Origin of the sequence: Algorimicrobium echini, from assembly GCF_900115185.1 — a bacterium.
GTDB lineage: Bacteria > Bacteroidota > Bacteroidia > Flavobacteriales > Flavobacteriaceae > Algorimicrobium > Algorimicrobium echini.
This window is the reverse complement of the sequence record NZ_FOVN01000002.1, coordinates 179,086-195,499: the sequence shown is the minus strand read 5'-3', so window position 1 is coordinate 195,499 and position 16,414 is coordinate 179,086. Positions and strand designations below refer to the sequence as shown.

Here is a 16,414-nt window from a genome sequence, read left to right as displayed (position 1 = left end):
TTAATGAGTTAAGGCGCTCAAGTTAAAATGCCACGATTTGGTTTCATCGTAAAATAAAGAGCCTTGTTTAATGGTTAATGGACTCTCAAAGTTATTAGTGTATAAACTACCTGTTCCTAAACCTTGAGGCATATTATTATTCTTTAAAACATAGGTCCATTGGGCAATGGCATTTAATCCTACATTACTTTCTAAAGCACTTGTTATCCACCAACCTATTTGATTGTTTATGGCGTACTGTATCCATTCTTGACTCCCTTGCCAACCACCTACAAAACTCGGTTTTAAAATAATAAATTGCGGTTTTATTTGTTCCAAAAGTAATGCTTTATCAGAACCTTCAAAAACACCTATTAGCTCTTCATCTAAAGCTATTGGAAGCGGTGTTTCCTGACATAATTTTGCCATTACATTAACTTGACCTGCTTTTATAGGTTGCTCAATAGAATGCAAATGCAAATCGGATAAGCGTTTTAGTTTTTCTAAAACTTCAACTTCAGAAAATGCACCATTGGCATCCACGCGCAGTTCAATATCATCAGCTGAAAACTCTTTCCGAATGGATTTTAGTAAAGCAAATTCTGTTTCAAAATCAATGGCTCCAATTTTCATTTTTATACAGGTAAAACCTGCTTCTATTTTTTCTTTAATTTGCTGCTTCATAAAAACGTCTGTTCCCATCCAAATCAAACCATTAATGGGAATAGATTTATTGTTTTGAGTAAATTCTGAAGGAAATAAATTAAAAGGTGTATTAGCTTCCAAAGATTTAAAAGCCATTTCCAAACCAAATTGAATACTTGGAAATGCTTTTAATTCTGCATATAAATTAGGTAAACCCAAATGAATATTGGCACAAACCCATTGCAGTTTTTCTTCGTAATTAGGAACATCATCAGCACTTAGTCCACGTAAAATACCACATTCACCAACACCTTGTTTTTCTTCATGTTCAAGAATAATAAACCACGTTTCCTTTGTTTTTAAAACACCTCGAGACGTGCCACTTGGTTGTTTAAAATTAAGAATATATTTATGATAAGATGCTTTCATATAGTATTCAAAAGTACTCAATTTATTTTGTATTTTAGACAACATAAAACAATCCTAATGCCTGAATTTCCAAACATTATTCTATTTGCCATTCCTTTTTTTATTTTGGCTATGTTGTTAGAATTATATGTTACTACCAAACAGCAGATTAAGACCTATGAGGCAAAAGATGCCTTTTCATCAATTGCCATGGGATTGGGTAATGTGTTTCTAGGATTTTTAAGTAAAGCCATCGTTTTGTTGGCATTATTTTGGGTTTATAACAACTTCCGTTTTTTTACAATACCGATTACTTGGTGGAGTTTTATACTCATTTTCTTTGCGGATGATTTTTCTTATTATTGGTTTCACCGTATATCTCATGAAAGTCGTCTGTTTTGGGCATCGCATGTGGTGCATCATTCATCTCAAAAATACAACTTAAGCACCGCTTTACGCCAAACCTGGTCAGGCGGATTTTACTCCTTTGTTTTCTGGCTTTGGATGCCTTTACTAGGTTTTCATCCTGCCATGATTTTATTACAAATGTCTATTAGTTTGTTATATCAGTTTTGGATTCATACAGAAGCTATTGATAAAATGCCTAAATGGTTTGAAGAGGTTTTTAACACACCTTCTCATCATAGAGTTCATCATGGCAGTAATCCTCTGTATTTGGATAGAAACCATGCAGGTATTCTTATTATTTGGGATAAGTTATTTGGTACCTTTCAACCCGAACTCAAAAACGAAAAAGTAATTTATGGTTTAGTGAAAAATATTGACACCTATAATCCAATAAAAATTGCTTTTCTAGAATGGGGAAATATGTTTAAAGATGTTTTTATTGGTAAAAAATCTCTAAAAAACCGATTTCTATATTTTATTAAACCACCAGGTTGGACGCATGATGGAACTGGAAAATTGAGTGATGATTTACGCCGTGAGTGGCTAGAAACGGGTTTCCAATCGGAGTCTCCTAAAGAAAAAAAGTTTTAAATTAAAAGCTATCCACTTTTTGCGAACACTAATATGAATTTCAACAACAAAGTTATATGGATTACGGGAGCTTCCAGCGGAATTGGCAAAGCTTTGGTAGCTAGTTTGGCAAAACAGAATTGCCAACTTATTATTTCATCCCGACGTTTAACAGATTTGGAAACCGTAAAAAATGCGCAACCCAATCCTGAAAATATTGCCTGTGTGCCATTTGATTTAGCCGATTATAATAATATGTTACCAATTGTTGAAAGTGCCATCGGCAGGTTTGGCACGATTGATATTTTAATAAACAATGGTGGTATTAGTTAGCGGTCGCTCATTATTGAAACCGATATTGCTGTCGATAAAAAACTAATGGAAGTAGATTATTTAGGAACAGTAGTGCTTACTAAAGCACTACTACCCTATTTTGTACGTCAGAAATCTGGACAGTTTGTAACCTTAACGAGTTTAATGGGGAAGTTCGCATCGCCTTACCGTTCTGGATATTGTGGTGCAAAACATGCGCTTCATGGCTTTTTTGATGCCCTACGTTTAGAACATGAAAAAGATGGTATTTCCGTTACCTTAATTTGTCCAGGTTTCGTAAATACTGATATTGCGCGACACGCTTTAATAGGTAATGGTGAGCAACAAAACACTCAAGATACTGCTACAGAAAAAGGGCTTTCAGTAAACGTTTTTGCTGAACGCATGCTAAAAGCCATTTATAAAAAGAAATTTGAAGTATATATTGGTAAAAAAGAAGTGTTGGGTGTTTACCTAAAACGCTTTTTTTCCAAATTTTTGCACTGGTATACTTTACGGAGTGTTGTAAGATAAATTTTACAACTCCAAACTCTCTCCAATTTCTAACAACATTAAATCTTTGTCTTTTTCAAAAAACTTGCGTTTTGCCACTTCATGGTCTATTTCTATATAACCAAACGTGTCATAATGGTAGCCCAAAACTTTATCGCATTGCACAAAATCGCTAGCTAGAATCGCATCGTCAACACCCATAGTAAAATTATCACCAATTGGTAAAATGGCTAAATCCAGCTTGGTACGCAATGGAATGAGTTTCATATCCATAGTTAAAGCCGTATCGCCAGCAATGTAGATATTTTTATGTTCGCCTTCTATAACAAAGCCACCTGGTTGCCCACCATAACTGCCATCAGGAAATGAAGAGGTATGAATGGCATTGACGTATTTCACTTCGCCAAATTCAAAATCCCATGTACCTCCATGATTCATTGGGTGTCCTTCAAAGCCTTTATTTTGAAAATGGGTAACAATTTCAAAATTAGAAACTATAACAGCATCCGTATTTTTAGCAATGGTTTCTACATCTAAAATATGATCTTGATGAGCGTGTGTTAGCAGAATATAATCAGCTTTCAAGGTACTAATATCTATATGTTTAGCGTTCTCGTTACCACTGATAAAGGGATCTACTAGAATATGAACACCATCTACTTCTATTCCTAAACTGGCATGACCGTAAAATGTAATTTTCATTGAAAAAAAGTTTTAAATTTAGGTATTGAAATTACAAAAACTAAAACAATTTTATGAAGTGATTGCCATAAATTCTATTAAATAATATAGCCAACTCCCATTAAAACAGCGAGAAGAAATGTAGAAATAGCTACTTTTTTCAACTCCGAATCTAACAATGAAGGATTTGTTGTTTTCCTAACATAAAATAAATGCTTCACCAATGGAACATACATAATTATAAATAGCAGGTTATAGGGTGATACATAATATAAAATAGCAAATACAGCCGATAGACAAATGGCTCCACAAATTAAGAAATAATGATAGCGTTTAGCTTTCCTGAAACCAAGTTTAACGGCAAGTGTTATTTTGTTTGATTTAATATCGGAATTAATATCACGCATATTATTTAAATTCAAAACGGCTACACTCAATAAACCAATCGTGCAGGCTGGTAAAATAATAACGTGATCTATTTTTAAAGTGTATAAAAAATAGGTACCCAAACCACTTACTAAACCAAAGAATATAAATACAAATATATCACCTAATCCTTTGTAACCATAAGCAGAGTCGCCAACAGTATAATTAATAGCAGCATAAACTGAAAGTGCTCCTAAAGCCAAAAAAAGCATAGTATACAAAAAATGACGCATTCCAAAAGCACAAAACAATAAGGTAACTACTAAAGCTATAATGACTAGGATATTAATTTTAATAGCAGCAAACATTTCATCTGGTGAAACATCTCCACTTTGTATAGCCCGTTTAGGGCCTACACGTTCGTGGTTGTCGGTACCTTTAATACCATCACCATAATCATTGGCAAAATTTGAAAGCACTTGCAAAGCAACCGTTGTTAACAGTGCTAAAACAAAAATGTACCAATTTACATAACCATTAAATGCAGCAAAACTTGTTGCCAGAATGATTCCTGAAATTGATAATGGCAGCGTACGTAATCGTGCTGCTGAAACCCAATTTTTAATTGACGGCATATAAACTATTTAAGGAATCCATTTTTTAGGAAAGTTAGGCTTCCGTTTTTCTAAAAAGGCATCACGGCCTTCTTTTGCTTCGTCAGTCATATAAGCTAATCGGGTGGCTTCTCCTGCAAATACCTGTTGCCCAACCATACCATCATCCGTTAAATTCATAGCGAATTTCAGCATTTTTATAGATGTTGGCGACTTGGCTAAAATTTCTTGAGCCCATTCATATGCTGTAGATTCTAGGTCATCATGAGGAATCACGGCATTAACCATTCCCATTTCAAAAGCTTCTTGAGCCGAATAATTTCGACCTAAAAAGAAAATTTCACGTGCTTTTTTTTGTCCAACCATTTTGGCTAAATAAGCTGAACCATAACCACCATCGAAACTAGTAACATCGGCATCCGTTTGTTTAAAAATAGCATGTTCTTTACTGGCAAGTGTTAAATCGCAAACCACATGCAAACTGTGTCCACCTCCAACAGCCCATCCTGGAACCACTGCAATTACTGCTTTTGGCATAAACCTAATTAAACGTTGCACCTCCAAAATATTGAGTCGGTGATAACCGTCGTCTCCAACATAACCTTGATGGCCACGTGCCGTTTGATCGCCTCCTGAACAGAAACTGTAAACACCGTCCTTTGTTGATGGTCCTTCAGCAGATAACAATACAACACCAATATTTACATCTTCATGTGCATCGTAAAAAGCATCATATAATTCACTTGTTGTTTTAGGTCGAAAGGCATTTCGGACATTTGGTCTGTTAAATGCAATACGAGCTACACCATCAGATTTTTGATAGGTTATATCTTCATATTCTTTAACGGTTTTCCAGTTTGCTACACTCATTTTCTTTATTTTTGTCAAAAATAATTATTATTTATATAACAAGTAAGAACCATGAGAAATATTCTGTTTTTATTCACCTTTCTTTTCACATCTGTAACTTGCTTTTCGCAAAGTTATTCGTTTGAAACACTAATTGATTTGGAAACGACAGAAGTTATTAGTCAAGGAAACACTGGAACTTGTTGGAGTTTTTCCACATCGTCATTTTTAGAAAGTGAAATTATCAGACTAACAGGAAAACAAATTGATATTTCAGAAATGTTTCAAGTCCGTCATACCTACCCTAAAAAAGCATGGAATTATGTTATGCGTCAAGGGAAAGCACAATTTAGTGAAGGTGGTTTAGCTCATGATGTTATGAATAGTATTCGCGATTATGGTTTGGTGCCACAATCCGTATATAGTGGTTTGGAAACTGGCGCAACAGGACATAATCATGCCGAAATGATAGCAGTACTAAATGGAATTCTAGACATATACATTGACAATCCAGGAAGACGTTTATCGCCAAAATGGCAAGCAGTTGTAAACAGTACTTTAGACACTTATTTAGGGGAAGATATTACTACATTTAATTATGAAGGTGTGGAATACACGCCTAAATCATTTCAGGCAATGACCAAAATTAATCCTGATAATTACGTAAGCATAACCTCATTTACACACAAACCGTTTTACTCGCAATTTATTTTAAATATTCCTGATAATTTCTCCAATGGAAGTTTTTATAATGTGCCACTAGACGAACTTATAGAAACTATTAACCACGCATTAAAAAATGGTTATACTGTTGAATTAGATTGTGATGTAAGCGAAAAAACCTTTTCAGCAAAACATGGTATTGCTGTAATCCCTGAAGATGAAGCAACCGCAGCTGAAGCCATAATTAGTATACGTCCAGAAAAAACCATTACACCAAATTACAGACAGCAAGAATTTGAAAACTACGCAACTACTGACGATCATTTAATGCACATAACAGGTTTACTGAAAGATCAAAATGGAACCGTTTATTACAAAGTGAAAAATTCTTGGGGAACCGACGTTAGTCGTGTTGCTAACAATGGTTATGTTTATATGAGTGAAGCCTACATGCGCTTGAAAACTATTTCAATTATGGTTCATCAAGATGCCGTTACTAACGATTTGAAAAAGAAGCTGAAACTTTAATAATGTCCTGCAAAGCCCTCAACTCCTACCTAGAACCACAAATAATTAAACACTATAATTTAAAAATAGGTGATTTTTACTTTTTTGAAAACTTTGTGTTAATTGAGTATGCTGAAAACGCACACATTTCGCTACTGGTATTAAAAACAATTATGCGTGTGAGTAAAATATTTTTCCCAAATAGTAAACCATTCGGACTTATTATAAATAAAATTCATAGCTTTTCAACAGTGCCTAGCGATGCCTTTAAGTTAGAAAATGAATTACCAAACCTTGTCGCTACAGCAGTAGTAACATGGGATTCTGCCTTGAGTATTAATTTTGATTTAGAGAATCATTTTTTCAAAAAAATAAATCGTCGATTATTTCCAGATATTAAAACAGCAGAAACCTGGATACAGGCGGAAGTAAACGCAGCTAAAATTTAATCGTTTAAATAAATTCCATCATCTTTAATCTGAATGAGCTTTTTCTTGTAAAGAGTACCAACAGCTTTTTTAAAGCTTTTTTTACTCATTTGTAGCGCACGCTTTATAGTTTCTGGATCGGATTTATCAGTAAGGTTTAAATAGCCTCCATGATCTTCCAGTTCTTTCATTATCAAATCGGCATTGGGTTCAATACTACGATACCCTATTTTTCCTAATACAATATCCAGTTTATTATCAGGTCTGATTTTCTTGACATAGCCCTTTAGTCGGTCGCCAATGGAAAGGTCTTGATAAATATCATCATTAAAAATTAACCCTTGATGTTTTTTATTCACAATCACATTCATCCCAATATCAGATGGATGTGATACTATTAAATCTACTTCTTCAAAAGCTTCAACGGTGAGCTCTTTATTATCTAAAAATTGATTGGTTTTACTGGAAGCTACCAAACGATTGGATTCTTCATCTAAAAAACAATATACTAAATACCAGCCTCCTTTTTTCATTTTAAAGGCTTGTTCTCTAAACGGACAAAATAATTCTTTAACCATTCCCCAATCTAGAAAAGCACCATGTTCTGTAACGGCATTACAACGTAACACTGCAAATTCGCCACGTTGAATATAAGGCTTATCAGTAACGGCAACAAGGCGTTCTTCATTATCCAAATACACAAATACATCCAGTTTATCCCAAATTTTAAATTCTTTAGGTACATAACGATTTGGCAATAAAACCTCATTACCATCTGCATCTTCCAAGAATAGTCCTGGTTCAGTTTCGCGAAGGATTTCTAATGTATTGTATTCTCCAATTTTTATCATGTGGCAAAGGTACTATTTTATGAGATATATAAGATGTATGTGAAATTAGTTTTAAACACTAAAAATTCTTATTTAATATACTTAAAATAATTTAACAACACATCATCATTAAGTGTGCGTGGTGTAAATATTTCTAATATTTTAGGCTGATTAGATTCCTTATAAAAATCTTTTAATTTATTTTTTAGCTGCACAGCATTGGATGCTGTTAAATATTGAAAACCAAACATAGTTGCTAGCTGTTTTGCAGTTAAATCGTGTTTGGTTTCAAAAAATTTTTCAAAGTTTTCAGAGTCTTTGTTTCCCGGTAAAATTCTGAAAATACCACCACCTTGATTATTAATAATAATAATTCTAAAATTATTAGGAATATAATTATTCCAAAGTGCATTACTATCATAAAAGAAACTTAAATCACCGGTAATAAAAACCGTTTGTTGTTCATGACTTACCGCACAACCGATAGCTGTAGAAGTGCTACCATCAATACCACTAGTGCCACGATTACAAAAAACATCTATGGATTTATGAATATCAAAAAGCTGTGCATATCTAATAGTAGAACTATTTCCTAACTGTAATGAAATGTGCTGTGGTAAGCTTTTAAATAGTGCATCAAACACTAAAAAATCACTAAATGGAATTTCATTTATGTAATCTTTATGTTTATCTTTTCGGTGGGTTCTAATCAGTTCCCAAGTGGCTTTGTAATCACTTTTTACAAAATGTGTAATCTGTGGTAAGAAGGTTTCGAAAAAATTATTTGGAGTCGTTTCAATATGTTTCTCCAAACAAAAAAATGTATCATTTGCATAATCACGGTCTATATGCCAATGTTGTTTAGGTTGGTAACTACGTAAAAACGCTTTAATTTTTTTGGAGACTACTAGTCCGCCAAAGGTTAGTAAAATATCAGGTTGCAAGGCTTTAAAATCTTCATCTTCTAAAGGCGCAATCATGGTATCAATACTATTAAAGAATCCTGGATTATGGATATTAGAAGTCGTTTCGGTAAAAACAATAACACTATTATCTTTTACCAGTTCATCCAACCATTTTTGTTCAATTTCGTTGGGTGGATTCACACCGACTAAAACCATTTTTTTAGCAGCACTGTTCCATAAATCCAAACATTCGTTATATACAAAATCGTCTACCTTACTCGCACGCTTTTCAAAATCTATAATTTTAGGATTTACGCTTAACGTGTCTGTTAACTCATAAAGTGGTTCATGAAACGGCATATTAATATGAACAGGACCACGTTTAGACAATGCTTTGTTAAGTGCTTTATTTATTTCTGTTTCATTCTCTTGCTGTAGCTCTTGTTTTCTACCTAAAAAACGTTCCAATTTGTTTTCAAGGGTTTTTAAAATAGCGGGTTCATCCTCGTCACGATTTTTAAATTCAGCATCCATTTGCGAACTTAAATTAGCCGTATAAATAATATGATTTTTATAAACATCTCGCTGATTAATGGTTTGTCCATCTCCAATATCAATTAAATGTTTAGGTCTGTCAGCTGATAAAACCACCACAGGAATATGGCTGTAATAAGCTTCAGCAATTGCAGGATAATAATTTAAAAGTGCGCTGCCAGAGCTACATACAATTGCTACAGGCTTTTGAATTCGTTGTGCTATACCTAAAGCAAAAAAAGCAGCACAACGTTCATCTACAATACTGTAACACGTAAAATAATCATCGTGTGTAAATCCTATGGTTACAGGTGCATTTCTGCTTCCTGGCGAAATAACTATATGTTGAATATTTTTGGCTTTGCAAAGCAGAACAATGGTTTGCGCAAGCGGAATTTTTGGGTATTGCATGTAAGATTGAATCTAACCGTAAAAATAGCAAATAGCTAGTTGATAAAAAACTATTGCAATACCTTTTTCATTGTCACAGATTTAGCTATGGTTTCCTCCCATTCTAAATTGGGATTGGAGTCTTTTGTTATGCCTCCTCCAATGTATAAAAGGGCTTCCGTGTTTTGAATTTGCATGCAACGCAGATTTACAAACAGATTTGAAACCGTTTTAATACGCGTGTAAGCATTATTTTCAACATTGCGTCTGTTAGGGTTTCTTGAAATGGATTTCTTTATATTTAATTCACCTAAAAAACCTGTATAAAAATCGCGTTTATACGGTTCATTTTCAAGGATAAATTGTTTGGCTTCTTCTTTTGGCATCCCACAAACAGCAGGTGTGGGATGCAACTTTTTAAGGATATTTTTTAAACTCGAAGGATTAGAATTCACCCGACCTGAAATATGCGTTTTTAAATGCACTAAATTTCCAGCTCTTACGGTTTCTACTTCAGAAACTTTTAAGTCTTGTAACTGGCTTTCTAGATTTGAAACGATGAAATTGGTAACAATTTGTTGTTCCTCCAATTCTTTATCCTTCCAAACCACATCTATGGTATTTTTATAAACTTGCGTTCCCGCCAACGCCATGGTGCTGAATTGGTTATTTTCAATATGAAGCAAAGTTTCTGGCGTAGCACCTAACCACAATCCTACTTTAGGATGAAACCATACATACACATAAGCGGTTGGATAGGTTTCTAATAACCTTTTATAAATTTTAATAGGATTTGTTTCTGAAATAGTAACCGATTCTTGCCGGGATAATACGACTTTTTCAAATGTGCCTTTATGAATAGCTTTAATCCCCATTTCAACTAATGCAATATGGTTTTGCTTAACCACAGTTATATCAGATATCTCAATAACTTCGGAAGCACATGAGTTTATAGATGATTCTTCAATAGTTTCACTTTCAAATTCTAAAATTAATGATTTTTCAACAGGAATTAAAACACTAGTTTCTTCTATATTAAAGGGTGAAAAAATATATCCACTTTCAGAAAAGTCTGTCGTTTTATAAACCGTATTATCTTGCTGCAAAAATGTTTTAATTATAGACTCGTTAGGATTCCTATAAGCTACAAAAGGTAATTTATTTGCAAACTGATCTTGAAGTTTCTGGAATAAATCAGAGGGATTCATGGTGTTGGATAAATTGGTTATTTTTTTCTAGGCAGCGAAATAGTTGATAAACGGCAAACCGAAATCAAGTTATCCTGGTCATCAGTAACATGAATATCTATTAACTGCGTGGTTCTGCCTTTATGCAAAAAGGTTGCTTTGGCAAACACATATCCTTCGGTCACGCTTTTTAAATGATTGGCTGTAATTTCTGTACCACGAACAAATACCTCCTCTAAATTTGAAAATAAATGCGAAGCAAAACTACCAACACTTTCCGCTAAAGCAGCAGTTGCTCCACCATGTAACACACCATCTGGTTGATATACACGTGAATTAACAGGCATTTTGGCTATTAAATAATCATCGCCAAAATCGGAAATAGTAATTTCTAGGGTTTCCATTAAGGTGTTTTTGCAAACCGCATTGATTTCCTTAAGTTTGGCTTCTTTAGATATGGACATAAAATTCTGTATTTTTAGATCGAAATGTAAAAGTACAAAACACCAATAACAAATGAATCTAACTGAAAAGGAAATATCTTACACCACCACGAATAGTTATGCCACATTAAATACATTAACGGCATCTACAAAAAACGTTTGGTTTGTTTGTCATGGTATGGGTTATTTAAGTCGATATTTTTTAAGATATTTTCAAAACTTATCTGCGGAAGAAAATTATATTATTGCACCTCAAGCACCAAGTAAATACTACACACCACCCAAATTTAAACATGTTGGAGCCAGTTGGTTAACAAAAGAAACCACGGTTAAAGACACCGAGAATATTATGCGTTATTTTGATTCCGTTCTGGAAGCGGAAGGCCTTCCTGACGGAATAAATTTAATTGTTTTAGGGTATTCACAAGGTGTGAGTGTGGCAACGCGATATCTTGCCAAACGCCAACTGAAATGTTCCCAACTGGTATTGCATTCTGGCGGAATTCCAAAAGAATTAGTGGCTGCTGATTTTCAATATTTAGATGCATCAACCAAAGTATCGCTTATTTATGGTACTGAAGATGACTATTTAAATGAAGAACGCATCCATCACGAAGAAACGCGCGCTACCGAATTATTTGGAAACCGCTTGCAAATAATTCCTTTTGAAGGCAAACATGTTGTAAATGTAGATTTAATAACAAGTTTGGTATAATTGCTAATTAGTCAGATTCTCAACAATCTCACGTGTTGGCAAAATAGCTTTGGTATGTTCAATACTAGGTCCAGCTACCCAAACTGTTTTATAAGTGGCTTGTAAAGCTGCTTTTTCAGTAGTTTTCATCCCGATATAAAAACGAATCATTTTTACCCATTTTTTTAGGGTTTTATTTTTATTTAGTAGCTTTTCTAAACCCGTTGATTTTGTACCAATTTTCTGTACATAAGGCGTATTAATTACTGTACACGGTGTTCCTGAAATACGCTCTGTCATCACTATATCATCTGCACCATAATCCACACAGGCTTGTTTATAGTCGTCCGTAACACCAGCTTCAATAGAAGCAATAAACGGACTTCCTACAGAAACACCTGCCGCTCCATAGCTTAACATGGTATTTATATCTGCTTTACAACCCACACCTCCAGCGGAAATGACTGGAATATTTAATTCTTTATGTAGTAAACTGGTTAGTTCTTGTGGCGATAAATTACCACGATGCCCACCAGCTTCACTATTTACAGCTACGGCTGCATCAGCACCTAATTGTTCTACTTTTTTGGCGAAATGTAAATCGGTTACATCACAAAACACTTTAATACCAACGGCATGCGCTTCTCTAATGGTTTCTTCTGGATTTCCTAAAGAGGTTAATATGAAATCGCAACCTTCTTCACAAATCACACGTAATTGCTCTTTATACTTAATGTTGGATTTATTTACAATCAGATTATATCCAAAAGCACCACCTGAAACCTTTGCTGCTTTTAACTCATTTATAGAAACTCGTAATTCATCTAAAGTTCTATAGTTTAAGGCTGGAATACAACCTGCAATACCACTTTTCATCCCTTCGATTACCATAGCCGTATTGGAAACCAAAAACATAGGCGCCATAATGATTGGGTGTTTTATTTTGAGAAGATCGGTGAGTTGGGTTGACATATATTTCCGTTTTATATTATAAAGCAAATATACTAGAATTTATTATGCACGCATAGTTTATAAAATGAAATTACTGGTTCACAACTTCAACCTTTAATAAAAAAATAACTAACAGGTTTTAAAAACTTGTTAGGTATATACATAAAAAAACGCAACCAAATTAATGATTGCGTTTTAATTTTAAAATCAATTACTCAATAATAATCTGTTTGTTTAAATTACCAAAATTTGTTTCCATTTTCAAAATATATGCACCTGACGCTATTTCACGTGTATCTATATAGTTAATATTTCCTTTTAAATTGATTAATTCTCGACCTTGTATGTTATATAATTTTACAGAATGTAATTGCGTGTTTGACTTCTTTTTAATAAAAATAACGTCAACTGCAGGATTTGGGTATATCACAACATTATTATCAATAAAAAATTCGTCATTGCTTAATGGATTTACCACTTCGGTTGAGACTGTATTGGTAATAATTGGCAAATTATAATCGAAATAAATACTGGCATTTCCACTCATAACATCACCTTCTCCAATACTATTAATAGGTTTAATTTTGTAGGCAATATAACCATGGCTTTCTGGTTCGTTTTGCATTTCAGATGGCAAGTTTATGTTATCAAAACTAAATTCTACATTATTTCCATTAACTATATTTAAACTTATTAGATTCACGTTATAATCATGACTCGCACTTGTTACGCTTAACGTACTCCAGTCCAGATTAGGATGTAAATTATCTGTAATTTTTACATTTATTGCATTTGCAGATCCTGTATTTTGAAATCTGATAATATAATCTAAATAATTACTGGTTTCATCCGTAGTTATTGTGTTTCCTTGAACCACCCGTTTATCATTTGGATCAAAAGAATTCACCACAATTTGTTCTAGGTCATAAGTATTATTATCTGGTGAATAATCATTCATACTTGGTAAAACCGAAGCTGTAAAATTCAAAACATCATCACTATTTACAGTGGGTGGTGCAAATGTTTGCATAACAAGGTTTATTTCGTGTTTAGCAAAAGGATTCAGACTGGCAATAGAAAAATCTAATCTATTGGAAGACGCGCTCGATTCCGCAGGCGTTGCCGAAATAAAAGATTGCTTGGCATCATCAAATAACACACTTGCAGAAATGTTATTAATCATCTCTGTTCCTCTATTTTCTATTATTAACTTATAATTTGCTTCAAAACCAGGTCTTGCATCAGCTATTGGTAAAAGCTTAATATTTAAATCTTCAATTGTTTGGTTGGCTGTTAAACAAAAATCGACTTGTTCTGTGGATGTTATGGAGAAATCTACGGTTGTAGATTGTGGTGTTGCAGTAAAGTAATCTGGAATGTTAATAATTGATAATGTTAAAGAGTTATCACTAGTATAAAGTATATATTCACTTTCATTAACCAGTTTAGCATTACTTATATTATTACTATATGCATTTACAAAAATGTTATTAACATTAATATCTAATACAGTACAACCATTTTCATCTTGGTCATAATAAACCACACCAGAAACAGAATTACACTCATTTGATAATGAATCTCCTATAAATGTCCATCCATTATTTATTAAATTCGTTCTAGTATCTATATCACAGAACTTTAATTCTCTTGCACCTAAACCTGTATTTTGGCCAAAACTTGATGGTTGTATTCCTAAATTAAAAAAGTTTAACAATAATGCGTCATAATTATCGGAATCTAATCCAGAAAAATTAAGAAAATCATGTAAATATAAACCATCTCTAAATTGCCAGTTTGAAATGTCCTGATTGAAAGAGTGTGCATTATTAAACATAAAGTTTAATTGCTGGACATTCGAAATATCCCAATTACTTATATCTTGATTAAACTGAATAGCACCATTAAACAAACTAGACATGCTATAAACATTAACTATATTCCAATTATCAAGTGGTTGATTAAAACTAGAAGCTCCAGAAAATGTACCTACCATAGTTTGAACATTTGAAACATCCCAATCGTTAATTAGTTGGTTAAAGCTAATTGCATTATTAAAAGTTTGATTTAAATTATTTACATTTGCTACATTCCAGTTTCCTATTGGCTGATTAAATGCAATTGCTCCTGAAAACATCTTTTGCATATTGGTAACGTTTTGAACATTCCAATTATCAAGTGGTTGATTAAAATTAGATGCTTCAAAAAATGCTTCTCCTAGACTAGTTACATTTGAAATATCCCAATTATTTAAAGATTGGTTAAAAGATGATGCTCCTCTAAATATACCAAACATGCCTATCACATTAGATACATTCCAATTTTCAAGAGGCTGGTTAAAACTAACTGCTCCATTGAATAAATTTTCCATGTAGGAAATATTGGAAACATCCCATTCATTAATTGCCCCATTAAAACTAACAGCATTATAAAATATATCATCTAATCGAGAAACATTTGGAAATCTCCAATTGTTAAGAGGTTGATCAAAAGAAGTGGCTCCTGAAAATATTTCTTGAAGAAAATTCACACTATCCAAATTCCAGTTATTTAGAGGCTGATTAAATGATGTAGCATTTTTAAACATTTCACCCATTGATGTTACATTTGATACGTTCCAATTATTTAACGACTGATTAAATGATGTTGCATCTCTAAACATTAAACTCATATTTTCAACATTAGAAACATCCCACAAATCAATATTTTGATTGAAATTAGTTGCAGAATAAAATAAGTAACTCATCTCCGTAACATTAGACACATTCCAGCTTCCAATTGGTTGATTAAAAGAGTTTGCATCATAAAACATACCACTCATATTAGTAACATTCGAAACATCCCAGTTATTTAATGGTTGATTAAATGAATTAGCATACTGAAACATATAACTCATGTTTGATATATTTGAAACATCCCAATTATTTAGTGATTGATTCAAATTAGTAGCTCCACGAAACATTAACTCTAAACTCGTAACTTGAGATAAGTTTGGTGAATCTGTTGCGTTAATAATCAAATTACTACATCCTGAAAATGCATTTTTCATAGATTTCCATTGTATATCTCCCCATTGTTCGACACTTCTGATTTTCAATCTGCTATTGTATAATGAATTACTAAAAACAATTCTTGGAAAAACACCAGAAATACTTACTGTATAAGTTCCTGCTTGTGCAAAAGTATGACTAATATCTCCTGTAACATTATTTTCCACAACACCATCTCCAAAATCAATAGAGTAGTTGTAAATATCTGAAGTATTATTGGCGTCCGAAATTTGTATTTGCAAATCACCATCTTCAACCTGCCAAGTAGTTACAAAAGGCTCTTGAGCTTGCACAAAAGCGGAAAATAAAATTAAAAATAGGGTTAAGTAGGAATTCTTCATAAGTAGATGGTTAATTTAGATTTTTAAATATCTATAAAAATTTAAACATAAAAAAACGCAACCAAATTAATGATTGCGTTTTAGTTTTATGAGATCCCAAAATAAATTTGGGATAAACGATTCACACAATCCCGATTAAAAAATCG

Annotated in this window: 14 protein-coding genes and 1 pseudogene; 5 read left to right on the top strand and 10 right to left on the bottom strand. The window is 33.1% G+C overall.

Annotation, left to right across the window (positions count from 1 at the left end; all coding sequences use genetic code 11):
* Entirely contained in the window at positions 1-1,053 is a 1,053-nt protein-coding gene (locus BM239_RS07040; protein WP_092206964.1) for an o-succinylbenzoate synthase, read from the bottom strand.
* Positions 1,054-1,110: 57 nt separating this feature from the next.
* Here BM239_RS07040 and BM239_RS07035 point away from each other — a divergent pair, with 57 nt between their 5' ends.
* A complete protein-coding gene (locus tag BM239_RS07035) occupies positions 1,111-2,031 on the top strand; it encodes a sterol desaturase family protein (RefSeq protein WP_092206963.1) in 921 nt (306 codons plus the stop codon).
* 33 nt (positions 2,032-2,064) lie between these two features.
* A pseudogene (locus BM239_RS07030) lies at positions 2,065-2,856 on the top strand (SDR family oxidoreductase).
* Positions 2,857-2,859: 3 nt separating this feature from the next.
* On the opposite strand, the gene BM239_RS07025 reads toward BM239_RS07030, so the two are convergent.
* The 3 genes from BM239_RS07025 to BM239_RS07015 form a co-directional block, all read right to left on the bottom strand.
* A complete protein-coding gene (locus tag BM239_RS07025; RefSeq protein ID WP_092206962.1) occupies positions 2,860-3,537 on the bottom strand; it encodes a metal-dependent hydrolase in 678 nt (225 codons plus the stop codon).
* 77 nt (positions 3,538-3,614) lie between these two features.
* Positions 3,615-4,517 carry a 1,4-dihydroxy-2-naphthoate octaprenyltransferase gene (gene menA / locus BM239_RS07020; RefSeq protein WP_177208998.1) on the bottom strand — a complete coding sequence of 301 codons (903 nt, stop codon included), beginning with the start codon at positions 4,515-4,517 and terminating at the stop codon, positions 3,615-3,617.
* Positions 4,518-4,526: 9 nt separating this feature from the next.
* Complete coding sequence (locus BM239_RS07015) at positions 4,527-5,366, bottom strand: 1,4-dihydroxy-2-naphthoyl-CoA synthase (protein ID WP_092206961.1); 840 nt, start codon at positions 5,364-5,366, stop codon at positions 4,527-4,529.
* Positions 5,367-5,417: 51 nt separating this feature from the next.
* On the opposite strand from BM239_RS07015, the gene BM239_RS07010 reads away from it, so the two are divergent.
* Positions 5,418-6,536 (top strand): C1 family peptidase, encoded by a 1,119-nt coding sequence (locus BM239_RS07010; RefSeq protein ID WP_092206960.1) that lies wholly within the window; start codon positions 5,418-5,420, stop codon positions 6,534-6,536.
* A gap of 2 nt (positions 6,537-6,538) precedes the next feature.
* Positions 6,539-6,964 carry a hypothetical protein gene (locus tag BM239_RS07005; protein ID WP_092206959.1) on the top strand — a complete coding sequence of 142 codons (426 nt, stop codon included), beginning with the start codon at positions 6,539-6,541 and terminating at the stop codon, positions 6,962-6,964.
* Here BM239_RS07005 and BM239_RS07000 read toward each other — a convergent pair.
* The 4 genes from BM239_RS07000 to BM239_RS06985 form a co-directional block, all read right to left on the bottom strand.
* On the bottom strand, positions 6,961-7,794 hold the full coding sequence (locus tag BM239_RS07000; protein WP_092206958.1) for a CvfB family protein: 834 nt from the start codon (positions 7,792-7,794) through the stop codon (positions 6,961-6,963). The genes BM239_RS07005 and BM239_RS07000 overlap by 4 nt on opposite strands.
* 68 nt (positions 7,795-7,862) lie before the next feature.
* Positions 7,863-9,623, bottom strand: a complete 1,761-nt coding sequence (gene menD, locus BM239_RS06995) for a 2-succinyl-5-enolpyruvyl-6-hydroxy-3-cyclohexene-1-carboxylate synthase (protein ID WP_092206957.1) — start codon at positions 9,621-9,623, stop codon at positions 7,863-7,865.
* Between the two features lie 50 nt (positions 9,624-9,673).
* Positions 9,674-10,810: a chorismate-binding protein gene (locus BM239_RS06990; RefSeq protein ID WP_092206956.1), complete on the bottom strand. Its 1,137-nt coding sequence runs from the start codon at positions 10,808-10,810 to the stop codon at positions 9,674-9,676.
* A 17-nt stretch (positions 10,811-10,827) separates the two neighbouring features.
* Positions 10,828-11,253, bottom strand: a complete 426-nt coding sequence (locus tag BM239_RS06985; protein WP_092206955.1) for a PaaI family thioesterase — start codon at positions 11,251-11,253, stop codon at positions 10,828-10,830.
* 52 nt (positions 11,254-11,305) lie between these two features.
* Between BM239_RS06985 and BM239_RS06980 the strand changes: the two genes are divergently transcribed.
* Complete coding sequence (locus BM239_RS06980) at positions 11,306-11,947, top strand: alpha/beta hydrolase (RefSeq protein WP_092206954.1); 642 nt, start codon at positions 11,306-11,308, stop codon at positions 11,945-11,947.
* Positions 11,948-11,950: 3 nt separating this feature from the next.
* On the opposite strand, the gene BM239_RS06975 is transcribed toward BM239_RS06980, so the two are convergent.
* Positions 11,951-12,898 carry an NAD(P)H-dependent flavin oxidoreductase gene (locus tag BM239_RS06975; RefSeq protein WP_092206953.1) on the bottom strand — a complete coding sequence of 316 codons (948 nt, stop codon included), beginning with the start codon at positions 12,896-12,898 and terminating at the stop codon, positions 11,951-11,953.
* A gap of 190 nt (positions 12,899-13,088) precedes the next feature.
* Positions 13,089-16,268, bottom strand: coding sequence for a BspA family leucine-rich repeat surface protein (locus BM239_RS06970; protein WP_092206952.1), 3,180 nt, complete (start codon positions 16,266-16,268; stop codon positions 13,089-13,091).
* Positions 16,269-16,414 lie beyond the last annotated feature (146 nt).

Bases quoted from the DNA above. Each gene is read 5' to 3' on its own strand.
- BM239_RS07015 (WP_092206961.1), bottom strand. From the start codon at position 5,366: ATGAGTGTAGCAAACTGGAAAACCGTTAAAGAATATGAAGATATAACC.
- BM239_RS06975 (WP_092206953.1), bottom strand. From the start codon at position 12,898: ATGTCAACCCAACTCACCGATCTTCTCAAAATAAAACACCCAATCATT.
- menD (WP_092206957.1), bottom strand. From the start codon at position 9,623: ATGCAATACCCAAAAATTCCGCTTGCGCAAACCATTGTTCTGCTTTGC.
- BM239_RS06970 (WP_092206952.1), bottom strand. From the start codon at position 16,268: ATGAAGAATTCCTACTTAACCCTATTTTTAATTTTATTTTCCGCTTTT.
- BM239_RS06980 (WP_092206954.1), top strand. From the start codon at position 11,306: ATGAATCTAACTGAAAAGGAAATATCTTACACCACCACGAATAGTTAT.
- BM239_RS07000 (WP_092206958.1), bottom strand. From the start codon at position 7,794: ATGATAAAAATTGGAGAATACAATACATTAGAAATCCTTCGCGAAACT.
- BM239_RS07035 (WP_092206963.1), top strand. From the start codon at position 1,111: ATGCCTGAATTTCCAAACATTATTCTATTTGCCATTCCTTTTTTTATT.
- BM239_RS07010 (WP_092206960.1), top strand. From the start codon at position 5,418: ATGAGAAATATTCTGTTTTTATTCACCTTTCTTTTCACATCTGTAACT.
- BM239_RS06990 (WP_092206956.1), bottom strand. From the start codon at position 10,810: ATGAATCCCTCTGATTTATTCCAGAAACTTCAAGATCAGTTTGCAAAT.
- BM239_RS06985 (WP_092206955.1), bottom strand. From the start codon at position 11,253: ATGTCCATATCTAAAGAAGCCAAACTTAAGGAAATCAATGCGGTTTGC.
- menA (WP_177208998.1), bottom strand. From the start codon at position 4,517: ATGCCGTCAATTAAAAATTGGGTTTCAGCAGCACGATTACGTACGCTG.
- BM239_RS07025 (WP_092206962.1), bottom strand. From the start codon at position 3,537: ATGAAAATTACATTTTACGGTCATGCCAGTTTAGGAATAGAAGTAGAT.
- BM239_RS07040 (WP_092206964.1), bottom strand. From the start codon at position 1,053: ATGAAAGCATCTTATCATAAATATATTCTTAATTTTAAACAACCAAGT.
- BM239_RS07005 (WP_092206959.1), top strand. From the start codon at position 6,539: ATGTCCTGCAAAGCCCTCAACTCCTACCTAGAACCACAAATAATTAAA.